Origin of the sequence: Proteiniclasticum ruminis, from assembly GCF_900115135.1 — a bacterium.
GTDB lineage: Bacteria > Bacillota > Clostridia > Clostridiales > Clostridiaceae > Proteiniclasticum > Proteiniclasticum ruminis_A.
This window is the reverse complement of record NZ_FOVK01000010.1, coordinates 25,288-46,769: the sequence shown is the minus strand read 5'-3', so window position 1 is coordinate 46,769 and position 21,482 is coordinate 25,288. Positions and strand designations below refer to the sequence as shown.

Genomic DNA, 21,482 nt, shown 5'->3' with positions numbered 1-21,482 from the left:
ATGAAGAATATGGACCGTTTCAGCGCTCAATATCGCAATTTTCGAAACCGCTTTCCTTTAATCAACCATAAATGTTGTAATGGAATGATCCGGAAGATTGACGTTTATCCCTTGACCATCCACCACCAGAGCCAATTCCGCGATAAAACCTTCATTCTGAGCAACCACAACAATCCGGCCGTCAGGATTGCGGAACGCCACAGCATATACCCCTTCTTTTGTGACACTGATCTCCAGCCTTTTCGCTCCCACAGCAATGTATTTCGAAAAATGGCCAATATAATAATAAGAATTATTATAGATCAGTTTCTTCTGGTTGCGGTCATACATCAATGGAGCTTCACAGTAATTGTGGACATGGTTCGGTCCTCCAATCTCATTCAGCACCAGATTCCAGTCAATCCATCCTCGGCTCCAGTTGTTAAAGTCACCAATGATATTTCGACCGTATCTTTCCCCGTTAGACCAGGAGCCCAAATATCCATTGTGTACGGCATTTTCAGAGGTGGTTGTCAGCTCCACGCACCCCTCTGTAAAAAGGAGATGCTTCTCTGGATACAGGTTGTGAAGTGCTGTAAGATTTTCGAAAGCTTCACTGACATACCAGTGATTTCCCACTCCCCACACATACTTTGCCGCTTCTTTGTCTGAAAGCACCACAGACCCACGTTCCACGAGAACGTCCCTATTGTGGTCCCACACGATGATCTCTGTATTGGGATGAGCTTCTTTCAGCACTGGCCCAAGATGATTCTTAATAAAATCCCTCTCTTCCTCAGCTGTATAGATACAGGAATCCCAAGTCTGGGTGGCGAGCGGTTCATTTTGTATACTCACCGCCCAGATATCAATGCCACGCTTCTTCATCTCCTCAATGTATCTTACATAATATTTCGCCCAGGTTTCACTGTATTCCGGAAGAAGTTTTCCGCCATAGTTCATTTCACCTGTATCTTTCATATAACCCGGCGGGCTCCAAGGAGACGCAAGAAGCTTCAGAGGCTCCCCTGCATACCGCACAGCATCTTTGATCATCGGAACAACCCACTTGTCTTCTCTGGAGAGATCAAAGCTGTGAAGATCCCGATCCCCCTCTTCCACATAAACATAATTTTCAAGCGAGAAGTCACACGAATTAATATGAACTCTCCCTAGAACATATCCCAAACCTTCTGATTTCGAAAAATAGGCACGAAGTGCTTCCTCTCGCATCATTTCAGGAGCTTCAGATAACGTGTACGCCGCAGATTCAGTAAATGCGCCACCAAAGCCCATGAACTCCTGATACTCCATCCGGCTGTTCACAACAATCACAGGCCTTTTCGCATCATAAGAGCCCATTTCCCTTTCAGGCAGTGTTTTCCAGAATTTCAACTCTCTCTTTTCAGACCTTACCGCTTTAATTTTCATAGTTCCTCCTTAACCTTATACACCATGACAATCTGCTTCACTTGCCGTTCTCGAACTTTATGCGCCAATGCACCGCTTATAGATGCACACTTTTCCCCATCCACCCTATAGTAATCAACAGCCACTTGCTCCGAATAGGTGGGGAGCCCCGTAGCATTCTCAATGATGAACTCAATCTCTGAAAAGAGTGTAGTTCTCAAACGTCCCTCCACAAAGAAATCCACGTTCAGCACTGGTTTGGGGGTAAACCTCAAGGTGTCTGTATAGGTGAAAAGCATTTTACCAAACATCATGTGCTGCCAGATACTGAGCATCTCCGAAGTGGATCCACTGAGCCTCGCAACAAATCCCTGACCGTGAACACTTCTGTTTGGATTGAGACTGCTTGCAATGAAACTTGAGTTCTCCAGCGTGGAGCGCCCATACATCTGCGGGTCCATGAAACAGACCAGGTTCATTTTGATTTCTTCAAAGAACAAGTCATAGAGACCTCCCTTCAATAGACCCAGAAGATATTTATAGGTCATATGAAGAAAATTACTCTCCCGTTCCAGCCACCCTGGCGAGAAGGCTCTGATTCTGCCAATTTCGTAGCTCATCTCCTCCAGAGACTCACTGGTCTTATAAGTATTCAGCACTTCATCGTACATACCTGAGTTCCTGACCATCTGGTATAGCTTCTGATTCTCCTCCCGTGACCCAATCTTATAGTATCTCGCAGGAGCTTCCAAGAAGAACGGAAGTTTTTTCAGTTCAAAAGCCTTTACGCGAATCGCCTGCAGCCCATATGAGGTTCGTCCCTCCAGCATTTCATAATCACTGACTTCATAATACAGATACGTAGGCAGCATACCGCCATGGAAAGACTTCGCCCGGTCAATTCCATCCAGGAGTTTTCTTTCGATCTGCTCAAGAAACTCAACAGTTTCTCCGACTCCCATAACCCTCTCTGTACCGCTGAATTCATGCTGAATTTTCTTTCGGAAATTCTCTCTAAGGGTGGTCATCTCATCCCATTGGTCAAAAAGAGACAGCCCCTTCGAAAGGACTTCTACAATCCCCCGATAGAGTTCATAAGTTACATCCAACACACCTACGGGGTCTGTCAGATTATTCTTGAGAAATCTCACCACACGAACCAGTTCCACAGTCTCACTCATTCCAGAACCAAATACTCCCGGAAGACCATTCATGGCATCATTCCACCCAGGCCTGTTGGCCTCCATTTCCACACCCATTCCGTAAGGATCCAGTGTAGTGAACTTCACAAGGATGAGATTCAGAAGCTTCTGAGCAAGATTCGTTTTATAGATTCTTCCGTCCACCATTCTCCAGTTAGACTGTTCAAAGCGGATGGAATGCTTCTCTTCTTTGATGGCACCATACTGCCTGATCCTCCCATTTTCCGTGAGCCCGTACTTCTCATGTCGTGGCAGCACATAGGCAGGGCTCTCATAATACCGGTATGTCTTATCTTTAAACAAAAGCTCCTGAAGCCGATCCGGGTAAATGCTCAGATAAGTTTCAATCAGATCAAAATTATACGTCCAATGATCAGACCAGTACCCCTCCCCGAACACCGCCTCAATATGCTGCTCAGACATTTCCAGAAGCCTTGATAAAAACTCCTCTTCAGGGACAAGAAGCTTGATTTCTTCCTGCTGGATCCTCATCATAACGGCACCCGGTGTAAAATGATCAGCGAGAATCTCTTTCAGCTGTTCCTGACCCGAAAGAATATCGTTTTCCAGGAGCGCATTTGCCGCTTCCGTATCTATGGTGAACGTAGTGCCTTGAACCCCCAATGGGTTGTATCCATCCAGCTGCAGAAGATTCATGAACATCTTCACATTGAACAGACCCGCCTCTGGCACAAAAAGAACATCATTACGCCTGTTCTGATTCACATCCCGATAGTTTCCATTTCCCTGAGAGTAAAACTCAGGGGCTAGAGAATAAAAATTATAGTCCCGCTCTGGATCTCCATGTTTTCTGGAGAACACATGATAGACTTTCTTCTTATCGCCTTCCCCAAAGATGAGCGGATAGCCTCCGCGCAAGGTATTGTCCAAAAAGTTCTGTTTCAGATACGCATCGAACACAGGGAATCCGGATTCTGTTTCTATGACGCGAACCATATCATCAATGAGACTCTCCACCTCAAGAAGCTTATGGGAAATATAGCTTTCTTTGGCAAAACAGGAAGCTTTCTCATTGATAATCTTCACATCGGAAACATTGCCGATGATGGTGTGGAGGTGAAGAGGCTCTCCAGACCCAAGGACTTTCGACACCGGAGTAAAGCCACAAGGTACTTTATTGACCAGAATCTGGTTCTGAAGATCCCACTCTTGAAGACTTTGGCGCTGCAGATTGACCGGCACGGTAAGTGAAGTGTCATATCCAAAAATCTTCTCCAGATCCACAATCGGCCTGATCAGCTCTCCATCCTCCAGAAAAGAAAGATAGAAATGCCCCTTCTGATTCATGGAGATTTCCGCATCATCCCCACTGGATGCTCTGAACTTATAAAAGGGAACACGGTTTTCCATATTCTCGACACCCATCCAGGAAACCATGAGATTTGACATATTCTTGTAGGATTCATTGGTTGTGCCTGAGGGAAGAATATTAGCAAGACCATCTACGATTTCAACGGTCCTCCGACTTCCTTCATTGATGATTTCAACCTTTCTGACAAGCCCAGCCACTGGTTCATTCACAAGTCCAAAATACGTGACCTTGTAAGTGATCTCACGGGTTTTATTGACTTCCACTATAGAAAAATGCCCCCGGGAAATCAGCATATCTCTCTGCACTTCATCTTGGCTGCTCACCGCAAAGGGTTCGTACACCTCCCCATCAACCTTCACAAAGCTGCGGAACCCATATCGGTCCACATACTGATAGCTCGTATTGGCGGGAAAAAACTCCTGTATCGGCTCATTTTTGTCTCGAACACCAAAACTGGTGATGCCTTGGCCCCGATTGGCATAAAATGCCCATAAAGGGATTCCATGCACTCCTGCAATCCCCGGCAGAAAACTGGAAAAGGGTTTCCCTTTATCGTAATTTTCTATGATAAAATCCTTATTTTCAAAATAATAGCGCATAGTACCCCCTGATATACATCGAATAAATTACGCCGATTTCCTCTCTGCTATCTAGGTTTTCATCCAAATACCAATTAACGAAATCGGTTTCGTTGACTCTATAATATCATAGGATTTCCTTAAAGCAAACAAAAGGTTTCCCTTAATGAACTTCCTTCAGTTTCACACCTTGATATAACCAGGTTCCTCAAACCTTTCACCAGCGTCCTCCAAAATATTGGCCTCTCAGGAAACTTTAAAATGAAGAAAAGATCTGAAGTATCACCTCAGATCTCTTTTCCAGGTTTGACTATTCTATCTTATTTTGTCGATTCCCGTATCACCAGTTCCACAGGAACTCGTTTAACAATACCAGGAACACTCTCTGTTTCATGATTGATCAGGGCAATAAGATGCTTTGCCGCCTCTCTGCCTATTCTGATCTTGTCCTGAGCAATGGTCGTCAAAGAAGGGGACGTGTATTTGGTCAGCTCGATATTATCGAATCCAACAACACTCACATCTTCTGGTATTTTGTACCCTAACTCCTTCAGTGCTCTGATTGCACCAAGGGCAATATCGTCACTGGCAGCATAAATAGCATCCGGAATGCCTCCATACTGGCTGATCAGCTGATAAAGAGCATTTTTACCGCTGTTGAAATCATAGTTGTTGGCTTCAATGATCAGCTTCTCATCAATTTCCACATCAGCCTTTCTTAAAACGTCTTTATACGCTTCTATACGCTCTTGCGCTGCAAAGGATCTCAACGGACCTGCGATGTGGGCAATCTTCTTGGCCCCCTTTAACCTCAGGTAGTTCAGAACCATCCTTGTACCCTGGTAATTGTCTGAAATGATCGTAGGCACGTTGAGAACGCCATTGTCCACGGTGACAATGGGGATTCCGCTTTCTGTAAGCTCCTTCAGACTGACATCATCCACGTCGACAGTAACAATGAAGACTCCATCCACATTCTTATACTTGCACCATTCAAGATAGCTCAGAGACTGATGGCCCACTTTTTTAGAGACAAAAGTCACTTCATAACCCAGGTCTTCCACATAGGTCTTGAACGCTTCCAACACTCCACTGAAAAAATGATGTTCAAGTCCAATATTCATATCTTCGCTGAAAAGCACTCCTATAGACCAGCTGTTTTTTGTGGCAAGCTGTCTTGCATTGGAATTCGGAACATATCCCATAAGCTTCGCAATCGCAATGATTTCTTCTTTTCTTTTCTTGCTGATTGTCGATGAGTTATTGAGCGCCTTTGAGACTGTACTGGAAGAGCAACCAGCCTTTTTCGCAATATCGTAAATCGTCACCATTCTTCTATCTCCCTATACCGACTAAAAACCACACTCATTGTGGTTTTAACGTTTCATAAACTACAAATTCACTTCTCTTCTAAAAATTCTACACTACAAACCTTATTTCTTCAATCATCTCCATATAATCTCTTTATTATTACTGGAGTATCAAAGGATATCTTCAACAAAAAAAGATGCAGCATGACGATTCATGCTGCATCCTGATGGTATTCAGCCTATTTCCTTCCCACAGCTTTTGCAGAACCTGGCGTCCTCTTCATTGAGTTCCTTGCAATGGGGGCAGCGGATTCTCACGACTTCCTTCGGAACACTTTTCGAAGAAGGCAGATCCATCTCTTCCAGCGCATCTTTCAGCATACCGCCAGCAGCTTTCGTATAGGGAGTGAGATCTTCCCTGGCTTTTTCAGGGTCAAGCACAAGGCCAGACCCTGCAGCTCCTCTGGCCCCTAGATTCATCACAAAGGATCCGATGCCGATCAGAATAAAACCAAAGAATCCGTTTTGCATGAAGTTTCCTTCATGAGCAAAAGGGTCTCCTGTAAAGGCAATGAAAAAGACAGACAGGAAGAGGATGATGCCAATGCCCATCATGGCCATGCCTGCATAGTACAGACCTTTTCTCTCCGGAGATATTTTCTTTTTGTCTCGTGGTTCCTGATTGTCCAAAAATGTGCTCCTCCTTTAAATGCCGTCCATTTCTGCTAAAACTTCTTTGTATGCCTTCATAAATCCGATATTATGGTCCATGGTGGAGATAGATACCCGGATATGGCCTGGAATTCCAAGGAATCCGCCAGGTCTTATGATATATCCTTTCTGCATGAGTCTTCTGAAAATCTCCATATCATCTTTTTGGGTATCCCAAAGGATAAAGTTCGCGTCCGTTACCACATAGGACTGTCCCAGATCTTCCAGCTCTTTGTAGAAGAACTCTTTCCCTCTGGTGTTTTCCGCCACCACTTCATGTAAAAACTCTTCATCCTGAAGGGCTGTAACTGCCGCTTCCTGAGCAAAAAGATTCACATCAAAGGGATCCACCACCCGGTAGAAATATCCGATGAGCTCAGGATCTGCAAATCCATACCCTACTCTTAGTGAAGCCATACCATAGGCTTTCGAGAAGGTTCTGAGCACAATGAGGTTTTTATAGGCGTCCAAATAGTTCAATGCGTCAAAGTAGTCTTCTCTTGTCACATATTCCCTGTACGCTTCGTCTAGAATCACCATGACAGAAGACGGCACTCTTTTCAGGAATGCTTCCAGCTCTTCTTTTCCAAAGGATGAACCTGTGGGATTGTTGGGATTGCAAAGATAAATGATCTTTGTTTTATCTGAAACCGCCTCCAGCATCAGGTCCAGATGGAGGGTCAGATCTTCCATGGCTGTTTTCACAACCTTTGCGCCCATGAGCTTCGCATTGTCCTCATAACGTGAAAAGGAATGCTCCCCCATAATGATCTCATCCCCTGGATACAGAAAAGTAGACGAAATCACTTTAATCAGTGAGTCTGATCCTCCTCCGATGATGATTTCTTCCATGGCTCTTCCTGTCCGAAGGCTCAGTTCATGACGTAAGCCGTAGGACCCTGAGTCCGGATAAAGGCTGATGTCCTCCAATGTTCTTTTCATCATTTCCTTTACTTTTGGGCTGGCGCCCATGGGATTCTCATTGGATGCCATTTTAACAACAGTTTCCAGCCCCAGTTCACGCTTGACTTCAGAAATAGGTTTCCCCGCCACATAGCGTTTCATCGCCTTGATCTCTTCTCTGATTCTAAATTCCATTTTCTTCCCCCTTGAATGAAATCGTATACTCCCATGATACCTTATGTGCCTATGTCAATCAACCCGGGATTTTATTCTGGAATGTACTGGTTTCAGACAAAAAAAAAGAAGGAGAGTTCCATTCAAAGAATCTTTCCTCCTAAACTTCTTAAGATCTATAATTAGTCTTCTCCAACAATGAGCACTTCAGTGCAGAGCTCGACGTTGAACTTGTCCAGAACAGTGGACTGAATATAGCTGATGAGATTTAGCACATCTTTCGCCTCTGCATGGTCTTTGTTGATGACAAATCCGCTGTGCTTTTCAGAAACCTGAGCACCGCCAATCTGATATCCTTTCAGACCTGCATCCTGAATGAGTTTTCCCGCATAATGTCCCGTAGGTCTCTTAAACGTGCTTCCTGCAGAGGGAAACTCCAGCGGCTGACGCTCTTCTCTTCTATGGGTAAGATCATCAATCTTTTCCTTGATGTCCTCTACTCTGCCTGGTGAGAGCTTGATCACTGCATCCAGCACCACATAATTCTCTGTCTTGATGATGGAAGTGCGGTACCCCATCTCCAGACTTTCTTTTTTCAGTGTAATCACTCTCAGATCTTTTGTGATCACCCGGACACTCTCCAGCACAAAAGACATCTCTCCGTCATAGGCACCAGCATTCATAAACACCGCTCCACCCAGAGTTCCCGGAATACCACAGGCAAACTCAAATCCTGTGAGGCTTGCATCAAGGGCTTTCTTGGATATCTCCTCCAGAAGCGCTCCACATTCTGCGACGATGGTGTCTTCTTTGACAGTGATGCCGTTGATTTTATCTGTTTTAATGACAATTCCCCGGATTCCACCATCCTTCACCAGAAGGTTTGAGCCATTTCCAATGAGAAAAGTAGGGATGTCTTTTTTTCTAACATATTCAATAATCTGAACCAGTTTGTCCACAGAATTCGGTATAACCAGTACATCTGCAGTCCCGCCAATTTCAAACCACGTATGGTTTCTCATGGGTTCGTCCAGTAAAATTTCCTCTTTTGTGAGGATCGATGCCAAATCTTCATAGGCATACAAATATTTGTTCATCATCAGTGCTCCTTACAGTTCATTCCATCTATGCATTATACACAATCCTGCGGAAGAAATAAATAGGCATTCGCACAGAATGAAAGACAAATGTTACTTGAGACTCTATGTATCTTTGTCCCTATCCCCATCATAGCGCTCTTCTTTGACGAAATGGTTAAGGAATCATGACGAGAAAAAAAATTGTGAATTTTTTCCTGCTTCGGTTTTTATACCTTTGCAGATTTCCATCATTCTGACTGCGGATTCGGCAATGAACCTGTCTCTTTTTCTTTTCTGCCATGAAAATAGCTGTGGATGCTTTTGGCAGTTTCCAAATCAATACCCGGAGTTTTTTTCAGTTCCTCCACAGATGCCCCTCGAATGGCTTCAATGGAGCCAAACTTCATCATAAGATTCTTTCTTCTTCTCTCTCCCACCCGGGGTATATCTTCCAGTATGGAGTGGAGTGTTCTCTTATCCCGTAGGGTTCTATGATAGGTGACGGCAAACCGGTGAACTTCATCCTGGATCCTTGTGAGGAGATTTCTAGCCTCCTTGCGGTCTCTCAGGCCGTATTCCACATTATTATAGATGATGCCTCTTGTCCGATGGGCATCATCCTTCACAAGACCCATGACCGGAATCTCCAGCCCCAGCTCCTGCATCACTTCTAAAGCGATGTTCACCTGTCCTTTTCCACCATCCATGATGACCAGATCTGGAAAAATAGAGAACTTTCCCCCTTGATGGTCCAGCTTCTGAGCTTGAATCTCCCGGATTTCGTTAAGGCCCCGCTGAAACCGTCTCGTGAGAATTTCTCTCATGGAATCATAGTCGTTGGCACCCTTCACCGTTTTGATCTTGAACCTTCGGTAATCACTCTTTTTAAATTTGTGGTCTTCATAGACCACCATAGTGCCGACGGAATCCACCCCTTGGATGTTTGAAATGTCATAGGCTTCCAGCCTATGAGGCAGATCTTCCAGTTCCAGCAGTGTAGCAAGATCTGTCAGAGCTTCCATGTTGCTCTCGTACTCACTGAGAATTTTTTCCTTGAACTGCTCCATGGTAGCTCTGGCATTGCTCTCTGCCAGGGTGAGCATATTAAGCTTCTCTCCTCTTTTGGGCGCATGGAGAAGAACGCCTTTTCCTCTTCTCATCTCCAGCCATTTCTGAAGAACCTCTTCAGTAATCTCCACCCTTGTATAAATGCTCTTAGGCACGAAAGCTGTGCCACTATAATAGCTCTTCATAAAGTCCATGAGAATGATCTCATCTTCTTCCTTGGCAAAGCCTTTCAGAATATGGTGTTCTCTGCCCATGAGCTTTCCGTCCCGGACATTGAAAACCTGAACGGAGACATCCTCTTCGTCCTTGAACAGACCAATATAGTCCTCGTCGTCGATTCTCCCTGTGAAAATCTTCTGTTTCTGCACTGTCTTCTCAATGGAAAGAAGCTTGTCACGAAGTCCTGCAGCACGTTCAAAATCGAGCTTTTCGGCAGCTTCCATCATCTCATCCTTGAGACTCTTTTTGATTTTCACATCTTTTCCTTCCAGAAGGCGGATGATATCTTCGATCATAAAACCATACTCATCCTTGGAAATATATCCCGCACAAGGGGCTTTACAAAGACCCAGATGATAGTTAAGGCAGGGCTTTGTCCTTTCTCCGAACTCCAGGATGATTCTTTTACAGGTCCGGATGGGATAGATTTTCTTGATGGTATCTAGGGTTTCATGGACCGCTGTGGCATCGGTGTAGGGACCGAAATAACGGTTCCCATCTTTGGCAAAGGTCCTTGTCACATAAACCCTTGGAAAATCCTCATTGGTGGTGATCTTAATGAAGGGAAAGTGCTTGTCATCTTTCAGCAGCACATTATATCGCGGACTGTATTTTTTAATGAGGTTCATCTCAAGAATCAGAGCTTCCATCTCGCTGTCTGTGAGAATATACTCAAACTCCGCCACTTTACTGACCATGACTCTGGTTTTTTCCGAGTGGTTTTTGGAGTTCAGAAAATACGACTTCACTCTCTTTTTGAGATTTTTTGCTTTCCCAACATAGATGATCTCACCTAATTCATTTTTCATAAGGTATACGCCGGGATTATCCGGGAGTATACTCAGCTGATAGTCAAAATCAAACACTTCATCACCTGTTATCTGTGTACCAGCGCATGAGCTCCGTAGCGATGGAGGCAGCTTTTCCACCACCTGAACCGCCATCTAGAATCACCACTGCCACAGCAATCTCTGGATCCTCATAGGGGGCGAAGCCCACAAACCAGGAGTTCACCACATCGATCTTCGTGCCGTCGGTCTTCTGGTAGAAGTCCTGGGCTGTTCCTGTCTTTCCAGCACCTCTCAGTTTTGCCAAGGCTTTCATGGTCTCATTTCTGCTGCTGTCCACATTATTTTTCATATAGGTTTTCACCGTCTGGGCAGTTTCTGTATCCGCTACTGTATTGTACAGTTTCGGTTCAAACTTCTCTTTCTGGGTTCCGTCGTATTTCAGAACCGAGTTCACCATCATCGGTGTCATAAGGTTTCCATCATTGGCTATGGCAGAAGCCAACATGGCCATCTGAAGGGGAGAGGCCGAAACCCCTGTCTGTCCCACTCCCGAGGCAGCCAGTGCCCCATCCTCATTTTTAGGATACTTGGGCGCTTTGGACGTGCTCATATTGAGGAAGGGGAAGGACTGCTCCTTGTTGAATCCGAACCGCTCCGCCACTTCCGCCAGAGATTCTCCGCCAAGCTCGATGGCCAGGGTACCGAACACCACATTGGAGGACACCGCAAAGGCTTCTTTCAGCTTGATGTTGCCATGGATGGTTCCATTGACGTTGGGGAGATCCTTTCCTACATTGACATCTAGATATCCATTATCTTTGAATGTTCTCTCTTCTATGCCATCCAGCTTTTCCAGAGCGGCAAGAAGCGTAATGATTTTATAAGTAGAACCAGGCGCATAACTTCCTCTGGCTGCAGTATTTAAGAAGACGCCATCATCATATTGCTTCTCATTGAGTGATGCATAGTTTTCTTTCAGTCCATTGGGATCATAGCTGGGTCTGTTCACCATGGCCAGAATCTCTCCAGTTTTAGGGTTCATGGCCACAATGGCTCCCTTTTCTCCCAGTTCATCTCCCAGAAGATCATAGGCTCTCCACTGGAGCTCCTGATCTAAAGTTGTGACGACGCTGTTCCCTTCTTTGGTTCTGTTCAATATGGAAGAAGGATCCTTCAGCATCTCCAGAAAGCCTTCTTTCGAGAAGTCAAAGACAAACTCGTCCTTGGTCAGGATGTCATCTAAAGCATATTCCAGTCCTGTGACTGTATTTCTCTGTTCATAGCCCAGGACCTGAGCAAAGGCTTCTGCTCCCTGATAGATCCGTTTCTGTGTGTTGTCCGCTTGCCGTTCGCTATAGGTCAGCACTTTTCCATTTCTATCGAAAATAGCACCTCTTAGAATCTCATTTCTTTTGGCCTGCTCTCTTACATTTCCAGGTTTAGCCGCAATCTCTTCTGCCAGAACCCCATGGAAATAGAGCATATAACCCATGATGCCCATGAAAAGGGCAAGGATCACGGCAGAAATGACTTTTATATTTCTGTTCAGTGCTTTTTTTCGTTCCAGTTCATTCATGACGCCGCCTCCTCTGAAATTTTCTGAATGATGCCAAGGCTGAAGAATACCGTCAGCATGGAGGTTCCACCGTAGCTGATCAGGGGCAGTGTGATACCTGTTAAGGGAATCATATTCAGCACACCACCGATGATGACAATGACCTGCATGGCAATCATCACAGAGAATCCAACTGCCAGGAGGGATGTGAAGGTGGACGTAGCCTTCAGGGCACTTCTGATGTTCCGGTAGAACATCAGAAAATAGATGATGAGAATGAGGAAGGCAAAGATCATACCGAGCTCTTCCACGATCACCGCAAAGATATAGTCCGATTCACGGACAGGGATATACTGCGGAGCTCCATGTCCAAGGCCGCTTCCAAAGAGACCGCCCGATGCCATGGCATAAAGCCCCTGAACAATCTGGTAGCTTTCATTTTGAGCATACTCCCAGGGATTTCTCCAGATCATCACACGTCTTCTGATATGAGGGAAGATGAAATAGCTGAGAACAGCTCCCACAGCACCAATGCCAAAAGACGCCAGAAGATACTTCACCTTCGATGTTGCCGCAAAAATCATGGCAATGCCAATGAAGGCAAAAATCATGGCAGAACCCAGATCTCTCTGAAGAACCATGAACCCAATGGACACCAGGACAATGATACCTGGCTCAATAAGGGATTTCAGCGTTTTGAAATCCTTCAGACTGCTGGCCAGATAAAAAACGAAGAAAATCTTTCCAAACTCAGATGGCTGAAAAGAGATAAACCCTAAGTCCACCCAGTTCTTAGCACCATACCGTGTTTCGCCGATGAAGGTGGCCATGGCCATGAAGACCACAGTCCCTACAAGATACAGGTATTTGAACTTCATAAAGCGTTTCAGATCCGGCAGCACAATCACCAGGGAGATATAGGCACTGATACCGATGATGAACCACAGCACCTGTTTGATGGCAATGGAAGGATTCAGTCTGTAAAGCACCGCTATCCCTATGACCGGAAGAACAGATACAAAGGTCACCAGAAATTTATCGCCATTCCCAAAAAATTTGTTGATGACAAAATGCGCATAGGCAATGAGTACACACATGACCCCTGCCATGACCATGGCCCCGATATCAAACACCGGCTGGAAGATGGCAATATTGAAAAAGAGCCCAAAGGTTAAAAGAAAAATGGGCATCAGCATTCTGATTTTAGAATCTCTCATGGTATCCTCCTAGAGCATTTTCACCTTCATGGTGAGATTGCCCACTTTAATCACGTCATCTCTCTTGAGATACGTCTTCTGTGTCAGCTTCTTGTCATTGAGAAGGGTCCCATTGGTGGATTCATTGTCCTCAATGACAAACCGTCCTTCATGGGGAAAAATCCGGAAGTGGTATCCTGAAACATAAGGGTCTTCCAGCACCACTGTATTGTCTTCTTTTCTGCCGAAGGTGGTCTCTTCTTTGATGTTGAACTTTCCCCCTTCACTGAGCTTATGATTCTCCCCGGTCCTGAGGATAAGAAGCTGCAGAGCTTTCTCCCTCAGAACTTCCTCTCCGTTCATATCTTTTGACATGAGGATCAGAGAGCGGATGATGATATATAAAAGAATAAGGACGAAAAAACCTGTAAAAACCAATCCAATAAATCGTTCGATATCCATATAAAGCCTCCTTGCACATTGCATTGATATTCCTATTTTACTAGGAAAACATGAAGAATTCTTGAAATCCATCTAAATTCTATTAGCTCCATTCTACTAAAAGTCTGAAGAATCTGCCATGAAAGTGACAGAATTAAAGAAAAACTAAAGAAAAGGCTCCCTCTCCAAAAATAGACCGGAATACAACCGCCCTGGAGAAGGAGTCTTTTTTTTTACAGCATTTTCTTCAGATAGAGTCCCGTGTAAGAGTGCTCATTTTTTGCCACTTCTTCCGGTGTGCCCACTGCAACGAGGGTCCCCCCCTTGTCTCCACCCTCTGGACCCAGATCTATGATATGATCTGCGCATTTGATGATATCGAGGTTATGCTCAATGACGATGACACTGTTTCCTAAAGAAACCAGCTTCTGGAGTATTTCGTTCAGCCTCTTCACATCATCCGTATGAAGTCCTGTGGTGGGTTCGTCCAGAATATAGAGGGTCTGGCCTGTGCTGACTTTAGACAGCTCATAAGCGAGCTTGATTCTCTGGGCTTCTCCTCCAGAAAGCTGCGTAGAAGGCTGTCCCATCTTCACGTAGCCCATACCTACATCCATAAGGGTTTCAATCTTTCTATGGATGGAAGGAAGGTTCTCGAAGAACCGCTCTGCTTCTTCTACGGTCATTTCCAAGACATCTGCGATGTTCTTTCCTTTGTATTTCACTTCCAGGGTTTCTCGGTTGTAGCGCTTTCCTTTACATACTTCACAGGGCACATAGACATCCGAAAGGAACTGCATTTCAATCTTGATGATTCCGTCTCCGCTGCAGGCTTCACATCTTCCTCCCTTCACATTGAAGGAGAATCTGCCTGGCTTGTAGCCTCTTGCTTTGGCTTCCGGAGTATTGGCATAGAGATCTCTGATCTTGTCAAAAACCCCAGTATAGGTGGCAGGATTGGATCGTGGGGTTCTGCCTATGGGGCTCTGATCAATGTCAATGATCTTATCAATGTATTCAATCCCCGTCACCGCATCGTGTCTTCCTGGTAGGACTCTTGCCTTGTTCACCTTCCGATGTACAGCTTTATAAAGAATTTCATTGACCAGGGTGGATTTCCCGGATCCTGAAACCCCCGTCACGGCCACCAGCTTTCTCAGTGGAAATTCTACGGTGAGGTCCTTCAGATTGTTCTCCTTTGCACCTTTTACAATAATGTGCGTTCCGTCACCAGGTCTTCTCTCGGAAGGCACCTCAATTTTCATCTCTCCTGTGAGATACTTCGCAGTGATGCTCTTTTTTGATCTCATGACCTGCTTCACCGTTCCCTTGGCGACCACCTCACCACCGTGCTCTCCTGCACCTGGTCCGATGTCTACAATATAATCTGCGTTTCGGATGGTGTCCTCGTCGTGCTCTACCACCACAAGGGTATTCCCATTGTCCCGTAGCGCTTTCAAGGTTTCAATGAGCTTGTCGTTGTCTCTTTGGTGAAGCCCAATGGACGGCTCATCCAGAATGTAGAGTACCCCCATGAGGCTGGAACCAATCTGGGTGGCCAGGCGGATTCTCTGGGCTTCTCCTCCAGAGAGCGTTCCGGCATTTCTGGCCAGATTCAGATAATCCAGTCCCACATTCACCAGAAACTGAAGCCTGGCTTCTACTTCCCTCATAATCTGCTCACCAATGATCACCTGACGCTCCGTGGGCTCATAGCTTCTGATGAAGTTCAGCGCTTCCTGAATGCTCATTGTGGTGAACTCAAAGATATTCTTTCCTGCGATGGTCACGGAGAGCACCTCCGGCTTCAGCCTTGCTCCATTACAGGTTGGACAGGGGTTGCTGCTCATAAACTGCTCAATCTCGCCCTTGATGTAATCGGAACCGCTTTCCATATAGCGCCTCTTGAGGTTGTTCACTTCCCCTTCATAGGCATACATGTATTCTCCTTTGGAATAATTCTTGGTATAGAATACTTTAAGCTTTTTGCCTCTGGTTCCATAAAGAAGAATATCCACAATTTCATCGCTCAGATCTTCGATCGGGGTATTGAGATCAAACTTATACTCTTTGGAAAGTGCCTGAAGAATGCCGTACGTCCAGGAATCTTCCTTCAGTCTGCTGTCTCCCCAGGAGGCTATGGCTCCATCCATGATGCTTTTTGTTCTGTCTGGAATCACAAGGTTCTCATCGATCTCAAGAAGCGTTCCCAGACCATCACAGTGCTCACATTTTCCGTAAGGAGCATTGAATGAGAACAGCCTTGGTTCCAGCTCCTCCAGCCCGATGTTATGCTCTGGACAAGCGAACTTCTCGGAGAAAATCTGATCCTCCCCATCGATGACACTGATAATGACGGTTCCTTCCCCCAGTTTCAGTGCCTGCTCTATAGACTCCGTCAGTCTTCCCTTGATATCTTCGCGGATGACCAGTCTGTCCACCACCGCTTCAATGTTATGTTTCAGGGTCTTTTTCAGTTTCACTTCCTCTTCTGTGATGTCCACAATGATTCCGTCAATCCTTGCTCGGACATATCCGGCTTTCTTGATGGTCTCAAAAATCTTCTCGTGCTCTCCCTTTTTCCCTTTGATCATGGGAGCCAGCACATGGATTCTTGTCCTTTCCGGAAGCTCCATGATCTTATCCACCATCTGGTCCACACTCTGAGAAGAGATCTCCCGATGGCAGATGGGGCAGTGGGGAACACCGAGCCTGGCATAGAGAAGTCTCAGATAATCATAGATCTCTGTGACGGTCCCCACCGTGGATCTCGGATTTTTGGAAGTGGTTTTCTGATCAATGGCAATGGAAGGGCTGAGTCCTTCAATGGACTCCACATCCGGTTTGTCCATCTGGCCTAGAAACTGCCTTGCATAGGAAGACAGGGACTCCACATATCTTCTCTGACCCTCCGCATAAAGGGTGTCAAAAGCCAGAGAGGACTTGCCTGACCCGGATAAGCCCGTCAGAACCACCAGTTTGTCTCTTGGGATCTCCACATCAATATTCTTCAGGTTATTCACTTTTGCGCCTTTGATGACAATATTTCTCATTTTTTACTCCTACCCGCGGAAAGCCTATCCTTTCCTGTTCTTGATCAGTTCTTTCTTCAGTTTGGCAATCTCATCTCTGAGATAAGCAGCTTTTTCAAACTCCAGATCTTTGGATGCTTTATACATTTCTGTCTCAAACTTCTTGATGGTTTTTTCCAGCTGCTCTTTATTATACTTCACCACATCTTCCAGTGACTCAAATTCCTGCACCTCATCCACAATCTGTGAAATTTCCAGAACTCCACGGATGTCCTTTATGATGGTTGTTGGCGTGATCTGATTCTTCGTATTGTACTCTTCCTGAAGTTTCCTTCTTCGTTCCGTCTCTTTCATGGCCCGGTCCATGGATTTTGTGATGGTATCCGCATAAAGAATGACTTTACTCTCACTGTTTCTGGCAGCACGGCCGATGGTCTGAATGAGTGAAGTCTCTGAACGCAAGAACCCTTCCTTGTCTGCATCTAGAATCGCTACAAGAGCAACCTCTGGAATATCCAGTCCTTCTCTCAAGAGATTGATGCCCACAAGCACATCGATCTCACCAAGTCTTAGATCCCTGATGATTCTCATACGCTCCATGGTGTCGATGTCTGAATGCATATAGGTCACCTTGACCCGCAGCTCCTGGAAATACTTGGTGAGATCCTCCGCCATTCTTTTAGTTAGTGTTGTGATGAGGACTCTAAAGCCTTTCTCGACGGTTCTATTGATTTCTCCATAGAGATCATCAATCTGTCCCTTCACAGGCCGTACAATCACCTCAGGGTCCAGCAGGCCTGTAGGTCTTATGATCTGCTCTGCCATGACGGCAGAATGCTCCTTCTCATAAAGTGAAGGTGTGGCAGAGACGAAAAGCACTTGATTGATTTTTTCTTCAAATTCCTCAAATTTTAACGGTCTGTTGTCAAAAGCAGAGTGCAGTCGGAATCCATACTCCACCAGATTTTGTTTTCTGGACCTGTCTCCTGCATACATGGCCCTCAACTGAGGAAGCGTCACATGACTTTCATCAATAAAGATGAGGAAATCATCTGGAAAGTAATCCAGAAGTGTCTTCGGTGGTGTATGAGGTGGTCTTCCATCCAGTATTCTGGAATAGTTCTCGATGCCTGAGCAGTATCCCATTTCCATCATCATCTCGATATCAAAATTGGTCCTCTGTCTCAGACGCTGGGCCTCCAGAAGCTTATCCTGGCTGTTCAGCTCCCGGACCCTTGCCTCCATCTCTTCCTCGATTTCTTTGATGGCTCGTTGAAGATTCTCATAGGAAGTCGCAAAGTGCGAGGCAGGGAAAAATACCGTATGGGAAAGTTCATGGAGGATTTCCCCAGTAAGAACGTCAAACTCTCTGATTCTGTCAATCTCGTCACCGAAAAATTCGATACGGACGCCTCTGCTGGACTCGTTGGCAGGAATCACATCGAGAATATCTCCCCGAACCCTGAAGGAACCTCTGGCAAAATCAATGTCATTTCTTTCATACTGGATCTCAATGAGCTTTCTGATGATATCGTCTCTATCCTTTGTCATACCAGGTCTTAAGGAGATGGAGAGATTCTTGTACTCATCCGGATTTCCCAGACCATAAATGCAAGAAACAGACGCGACAATGATCACATCTCTTCGTTCAAACAGAGCCGAAGTCGCAGAGTGCCTCAGCTTATCAATCTCCTCATTGATGGAGGAGTCTTTTTCAATATAGGTGTCCGTCTGAGCCACATAGGCTTCCGGCTGATAATAATCATAGTACGAAACAAAATACTCCACGGCGCTGTCTGGAAAGAACTCCCGAAACTCCGAGGTAAGCTGCGCAGCGAGGGTCTTGTTGTGTGCCAGAACCAAGGTGGGTCTTTGGGTTCTTTCAATGATATTCGCCATGGTGAAGGTCTTACCGGAACCGGTCACCCCTAAAAGTGTCTGTCCTCTGTTTCCACTTTCGATGGAGTTCACCAGTGTATTTATGGCTTCCGGCTGATCACCGGTGGGCTTGAATTTTGATGCAATGGTAAAGGTTCCTTCCAAAACATAGTCCCTCCTTTTCGCTTGTTCCTCATCTATTATACACTTCTCCGTTTAAAAAGTACATATGTTCACTTATTCTTAACAGCTACAGTTTCCCGTCCTTTTTCATCTGAAAAAACTCCGCACTGGGAGGAACCACAAGGATTCCGGTGCTGGTGCCCGGAAGGATGGTAAACTGTATGCTCTTATGGACAAGGTCCTGTGACCGGACCTCCAGAGAAATGGTCCGCTCATAGGACAAGGTGCCCATGAAGGCCAAAAGATTCTTGTAGGTTGGATTACCCTTTCCATCCACCTGATAAATCCTGTCTCCGGATCTCAGTCCAGCGAGATAAGCTGCGGAATTCTCACGAACCTCCAATACTATGATCTCTTCCTCACTGGAAACAAACTTTGGTGCTCTTTTCTTCTCCATATACCGGAAAACCAGAGGCTCCAGATAAAGAAGTGCTGGAACCAAAGCAAGGAGAAGATAGGTCCACTCCATGCGGAAACTGATGAGATAGGAGAGAAGAAGAATCATTGTGCCGAAAAGTATTCTCAGGCCACTCAATACAAATCTTCCTTCTTTTTTCCCGAAGGTCATCACCGTCTCTTTCATGGAGAAAAACTGAAGCACAGGGAGAAAAAGAAGAGAAGAACCCAGGATACTTCCTCCTGCAGCGACAAAAGCCGCTACAGAGGGCAGCATAAAGCTTTTCTCTATACGGAACCCTCCCCGGAGCTCCTCTTTTCTTGAAAAAAGAACAGGCAAAGCTCCCCCCTCATAGGATACGAGAAAGATAAGTCCCTGAACCATCATGGAGATGCCAAGGAACAAAAAAATCTGGATAAGGTCATGGGAAGAGATGAGTCTTCCCTGGAGAAGATACATGAGAAGAAAAACCGAAAGAGCATGAAACCCGACATTCACATAACCGGAAAATCGGGTGACAGAAAATATACTCAACATAAAAATGATGGCCACTTCCAAATAAGTGAAGAAGGCAATCTGAAACATACCAGCCAGAAGGCTGATGGCAAATCCGCCAACAAGACCATAAAATACCTGATAAAAAGTTAAAACTAGGGGATGGTTTTCACTTTCCCCTAGTACTAATTTTCTCAGTGACGCTTCCTGGACATTCTTTATATAGAACATCACAGCTGCGGCGATTAAAATGATCCATTGCGGAGAATGAAGCAGGCTACTATATCCCTGCAGTATCTCACTATACATACAATGTTCCTCTTTTCTTATTGCAAGCCGTCCTGTAAAATCTCCACAGCTTTCTGAAGCTGTGTGTCATTATCTATGGTCAGTGGAGCTTCTACACCTTCTGGAAGCTGTACCTCCACATCCGGAAGGATTCCCTCCCCATGAATATTGATGCCATTAGGTGAATAGTAGGAAGATACGGTTACTTTCACACCTTCCTTGTTACCGACATTGAACACCATCTGAACGATACCTTTTCCAAAGGATTTCTGACCAACGATGGTTGCGGCTTTATAATCCTTCAGGGCACCAGCCACCACTTCCGAGGCAGAAGCACTGCCTTCATCCAGAAGCACCACCAAAGGGGCACCGATGAAATCTCCACCCTTGGAAAGATATTCCCGTTTCTGCTGGGCTTTATCCAAGGTATAAAGGACTGTCTTTCCTTTTTCCACAAAGAGAGATGCTGTATCCACAGCTTCATCCAGATATCCACCGGGGTTTCCTCGAAGATCCAGAATATATCCTTCAGCACCTTGTGCTTTCAGCTCTTCCATGGCTTCACGGACCTGCTTTGCCGTATTGTTTGTAAACTGAAGCATGGTCACATGGCCAATATTCCCAGCAACCACCTCAGACTGCACATTCACAAGGGTTATGCTCGCACGGACAATGGTCACATCTTTCTCAACCCCATTTTGTGAAATGGTTAAAGTAACCGGTTTTCCTTCTTCCCCCTTGATTACAGATACCGCTTTGTCCATTTCTGAACCTTTATATTCCACACCTTCCACTTTCAGAATGAAGTCTCCCGCACGGATTCCTGCCTCATAGGCAGGCGATCCTTCAAAAGGTGTGATGACAACAATTTTATCTTCCTTGATGCCTACCATGACCCCGATACCAACGTAGTTGCCTTGGCCGTCATCTTGAAACTCCTGATACTCTTCCTGATTGAAAAACACCGTATAAGGATCTCCCACAGCATCCACCATACCTTTGATGGCGCCTTCCAGAAGAGCCTCATCATCAATGTCCTGATAATACTGCTGATGCAGCACATCCTTGACCTCAAAGAGCTTATCAAAAGAACTGTCATTTGTTGAGCTTCCGCCGCCATCTGGAAGTATGACCGGACTGTTCAGGGAACCGTAAATGGATCCGCCGAAAAAGGATCCGATGGCTACCACCAGAAACAGAATCACCAGTATGATTTTAGGAAAACCTCTTTTTTCTTCCTCGTACACAGCTATCACTCTC

General features: G+C 45.4%; 14 protein-coding genes. All 14 read right to left on the bottom strand.

The features are described 5' to 3' along the window. Positions 1–57 precede the first annotated feature (57 nt). Positions 58–1,410, bottom strand: a complete 1,353-nt coding sequence (locus tag BM243_RS12095; protein WP_074912610.1) for a glycoside hydrolase family 30 protein — start codon at positions 1,408–1,410, stop codon at positions 58–60. Continuing rightward, on the bottom strand, positions 1,407–4,523 hold the full coding sequence (locus tag BM243_RS12090) for a hypothetical protein (protein WP_074912609.1): 3,117 nt from the start codon (positions 4,521–4,523) through the stop codon (positions 1,407–1,409). The genes BM243_RS12095 and BM243_RS12090 overlap by 4 nt, the downstream gene beginning before the upstream one ends. A gap of 299 nt (positions 4,524–4,822) precedes the next feature. Next, the gene (locus BM243_RS12085) at positions 4,823–5,833 is read right to left on the bottom strand and encodes a LacI family DNA-binding transcriptional regulator (RefSeq protein ID WP_074912608.1); all 1,011 of its coding nucleotides are present in this window, start codon (positions 5,831–5,833) and stop codon (positions 4,823–4,825) included. Positions 5,834–6,046: 213 nt separating this feature from the next. Then, positions 6,047–6,502, bottom strand: a complete 456-nt coding sequence (locus tag BM243_RS12080) for a zinc ribbon domain-containing protein (protein WP_074912607.1) — start codon at positions 6,500–6,502, stop codon at positions 6,047–6,049. Between the two features lie 15 nt (positions 6,503–6,517). After that, on the bottom strand, positions 6,518–7,621 hold the full coding sequence (hisC, locus tag BM243_RS12075; protein ID WP_074912606.1) for a histidinol-phosphate transaminase: 1,104 nt from the start codon (positions 7,619–7,621) through the stop codon (positions 6,518–6,520). Between the two features lie 161 nt (positions 7,622–7,782). Continuing rightward, the gene (gene murB, locus BM243_RS12070; protein ID WP_074912605.1) at positions 7,783–8,697 is read right to left on the bottom strand and encodes a UDP-N-acetylmuramate dehydrogenase; all 915 of its coding nucleotides are present in this window, start codon (positions 8,695–8,697) and stop codon (positions 7,783–7,785) included. A 230-nt stretch (positions 8,698–8,927) separates the two neighbouring features. Next, entirely contained in the window at positions 8,928–10,832 is a 1,905-nt protein-coding gene (uvrC, locus tag BM243_RS12065) for an excinuclease ABC subunit UvrC (protein WP_074912604.1), read from the bottom strand. 4 nt (positions 10,833–10,836) lie between these two features. After that, positions 10,837–12,333: a peptidoglycan D,D-transpeptidase FtsI family protein gene (locus tag BM243_RS12060; RefSeq protein ID WP_074912603.1), complete on the bottom strand. Its 1,497-nt coding sequence runs from the start codon at positions 12,331–12,333 to the stop codon at positions 10,837–10,839. After that, positions 12,330–13,529, bottom strand: a complete 1,200-nt coding sequence (locus tag BM243_RS12055; protein ID WP_074912602.1) for an FtsW/RodA/SpoVE family cell cycle protein — start codon at positions 13,527–13,529, stop codon at positions 12,330–12,332. The genes BM243_RS12060 and BM243_RS12055 overlap by 4 nt, the downstream gene beginning before the upstream one ends. A 9-nt stretch (positions 13,530–13,538) precedes the next feature. Continuing rightward, on the bottom strand, positions 13,539–13,970 hold the full coding sequence (locus tag BM243_RS12050; RefSeq protein ID WP_074912601.1) for an FHA domain-containing protein: 432 nt from the start codon (positions 13,968–13,970) through the stop codon (positions 13,539–13,541). Positions 13,971–14,182: 212 nt separating this feature from the next. After that, positions 14,183–17,002, bottom strand: coding sequence for an excinuclease ABC subunit UvrA (gene uvrA, locus BM243_RS12045; RefSeq protein ID WP_074912600.1), 2,820 nt, complete (start codon positions 17,000–17,002; stop codon positions 14,183–14,185). A 24-nt stretch (positions 17,003–17,026) separates the two neighbouring features. After that, a complete protein-coding gene (gene uvrB / locus BM243_RS12040; protein ID WP_074912599.1) occupies positions 17,027–19,024 on the bottom strand; it encodes an excinuclease ABC subunit UvrB in 1,998 nt (665 codons plus the stop codon). An 85-nt stretch (positions 19,025–19,109) separates the two neighbouring features. Further along, positions 19,110–20,243, bottom strand: coding sequence for a PDZ domain-containing protein (locus BM243_RS12035; protein WP_074912598.1), 1,134 nt, complete (start codon positions 20,241–20,243; stop codon positions 19,110–19,112). 17 nt (positions 20,244–20,260) lie between these two features. Beyond that, the gene (locus BM243_RS12030; RefSeq protein ID WP_242943557.1) at positions 20,261–21,469 is read right to left on the bottom strand and encodes a S41 family peptidase; all 1,209 of its coding nucleotides are present in this window, start codon (positions 21,467–21,469) and stop codon (positions 20,261–20,263) included. Between the last annotated feature and the right edge of the window lie 13 nt (positions 21,470–21,482).

Bases quoted from the DNA above. Each gene is read 5' to 3' on its own strand.
- BM243_RS12095 (WP_074912610.1), bottom strand. From the start codon at position 1,410: ATGAAAATTAAAGCGGTAAGGTCTGAAAAGAGAGAGTTGAAATTCTGG.
- BM243_RS12090 (WP_074912609.1), bottom strand. From the start codon at position 4,523: ATGCGCTATTATTTTGAAAATAAGGATTTTATCATAGAAAATTACGAT.
- BM243_RS12085 (WP_074912608.1), bottom strand. From the start codon at position 5,833: ATGGTGACGATTTACGATATTGCGAAAAAGGCTGGTTGCTCTTCCAGT.
- hisC (WP_074912606.1), bottom strand. From the start codon at position 7,621: ATGGAATTTAGAATCAGAGAAGAGATCAAGGCGATGAAACGCTATGTG.
- murB (WP_074912605.1), bottom strand. From the start codon at position 8,697: ATGAACAAATATTTGTATGCCTATGAAGATTTGGCATCGATCCTCACA.
- BM243_RS12060 (WP_074912603.1), bottom strand. From the start codon at position 12,333: ATGAATGAACTGGAACGAAAAAAAGCACTGAACAGAAATATAAAAGTC.
- BM243_RS12055 (WP_074912602.1), bottom strand. From the start codon at position 13,529: ATGAGAGATTCTAAAATCAGAATGCTGATGCCCATTTTTCTTTTAACC.
- BM243_RS12050 (WP_074912601.1), bottom strand. From the start codon at position 13,970: ATGGATATCGAACGATTTATTGGATTGGTTTTTACAGGTTTTTTCGTC.
- uvrA (WP_074912600.1), bottom strand. From the start codon at position 17,002: ATGAGAAATATTGTCATCAAAGGCGCAAAAGTGAATAACCTGAAGAAT.
- BM243_RS12035 (WP_074912598.1), bottom strand. From the start codon at position 20,243: ATGTATAGTGAGATACTGCAGGGATATAGTAGCCTGCTTCATTCTCCG.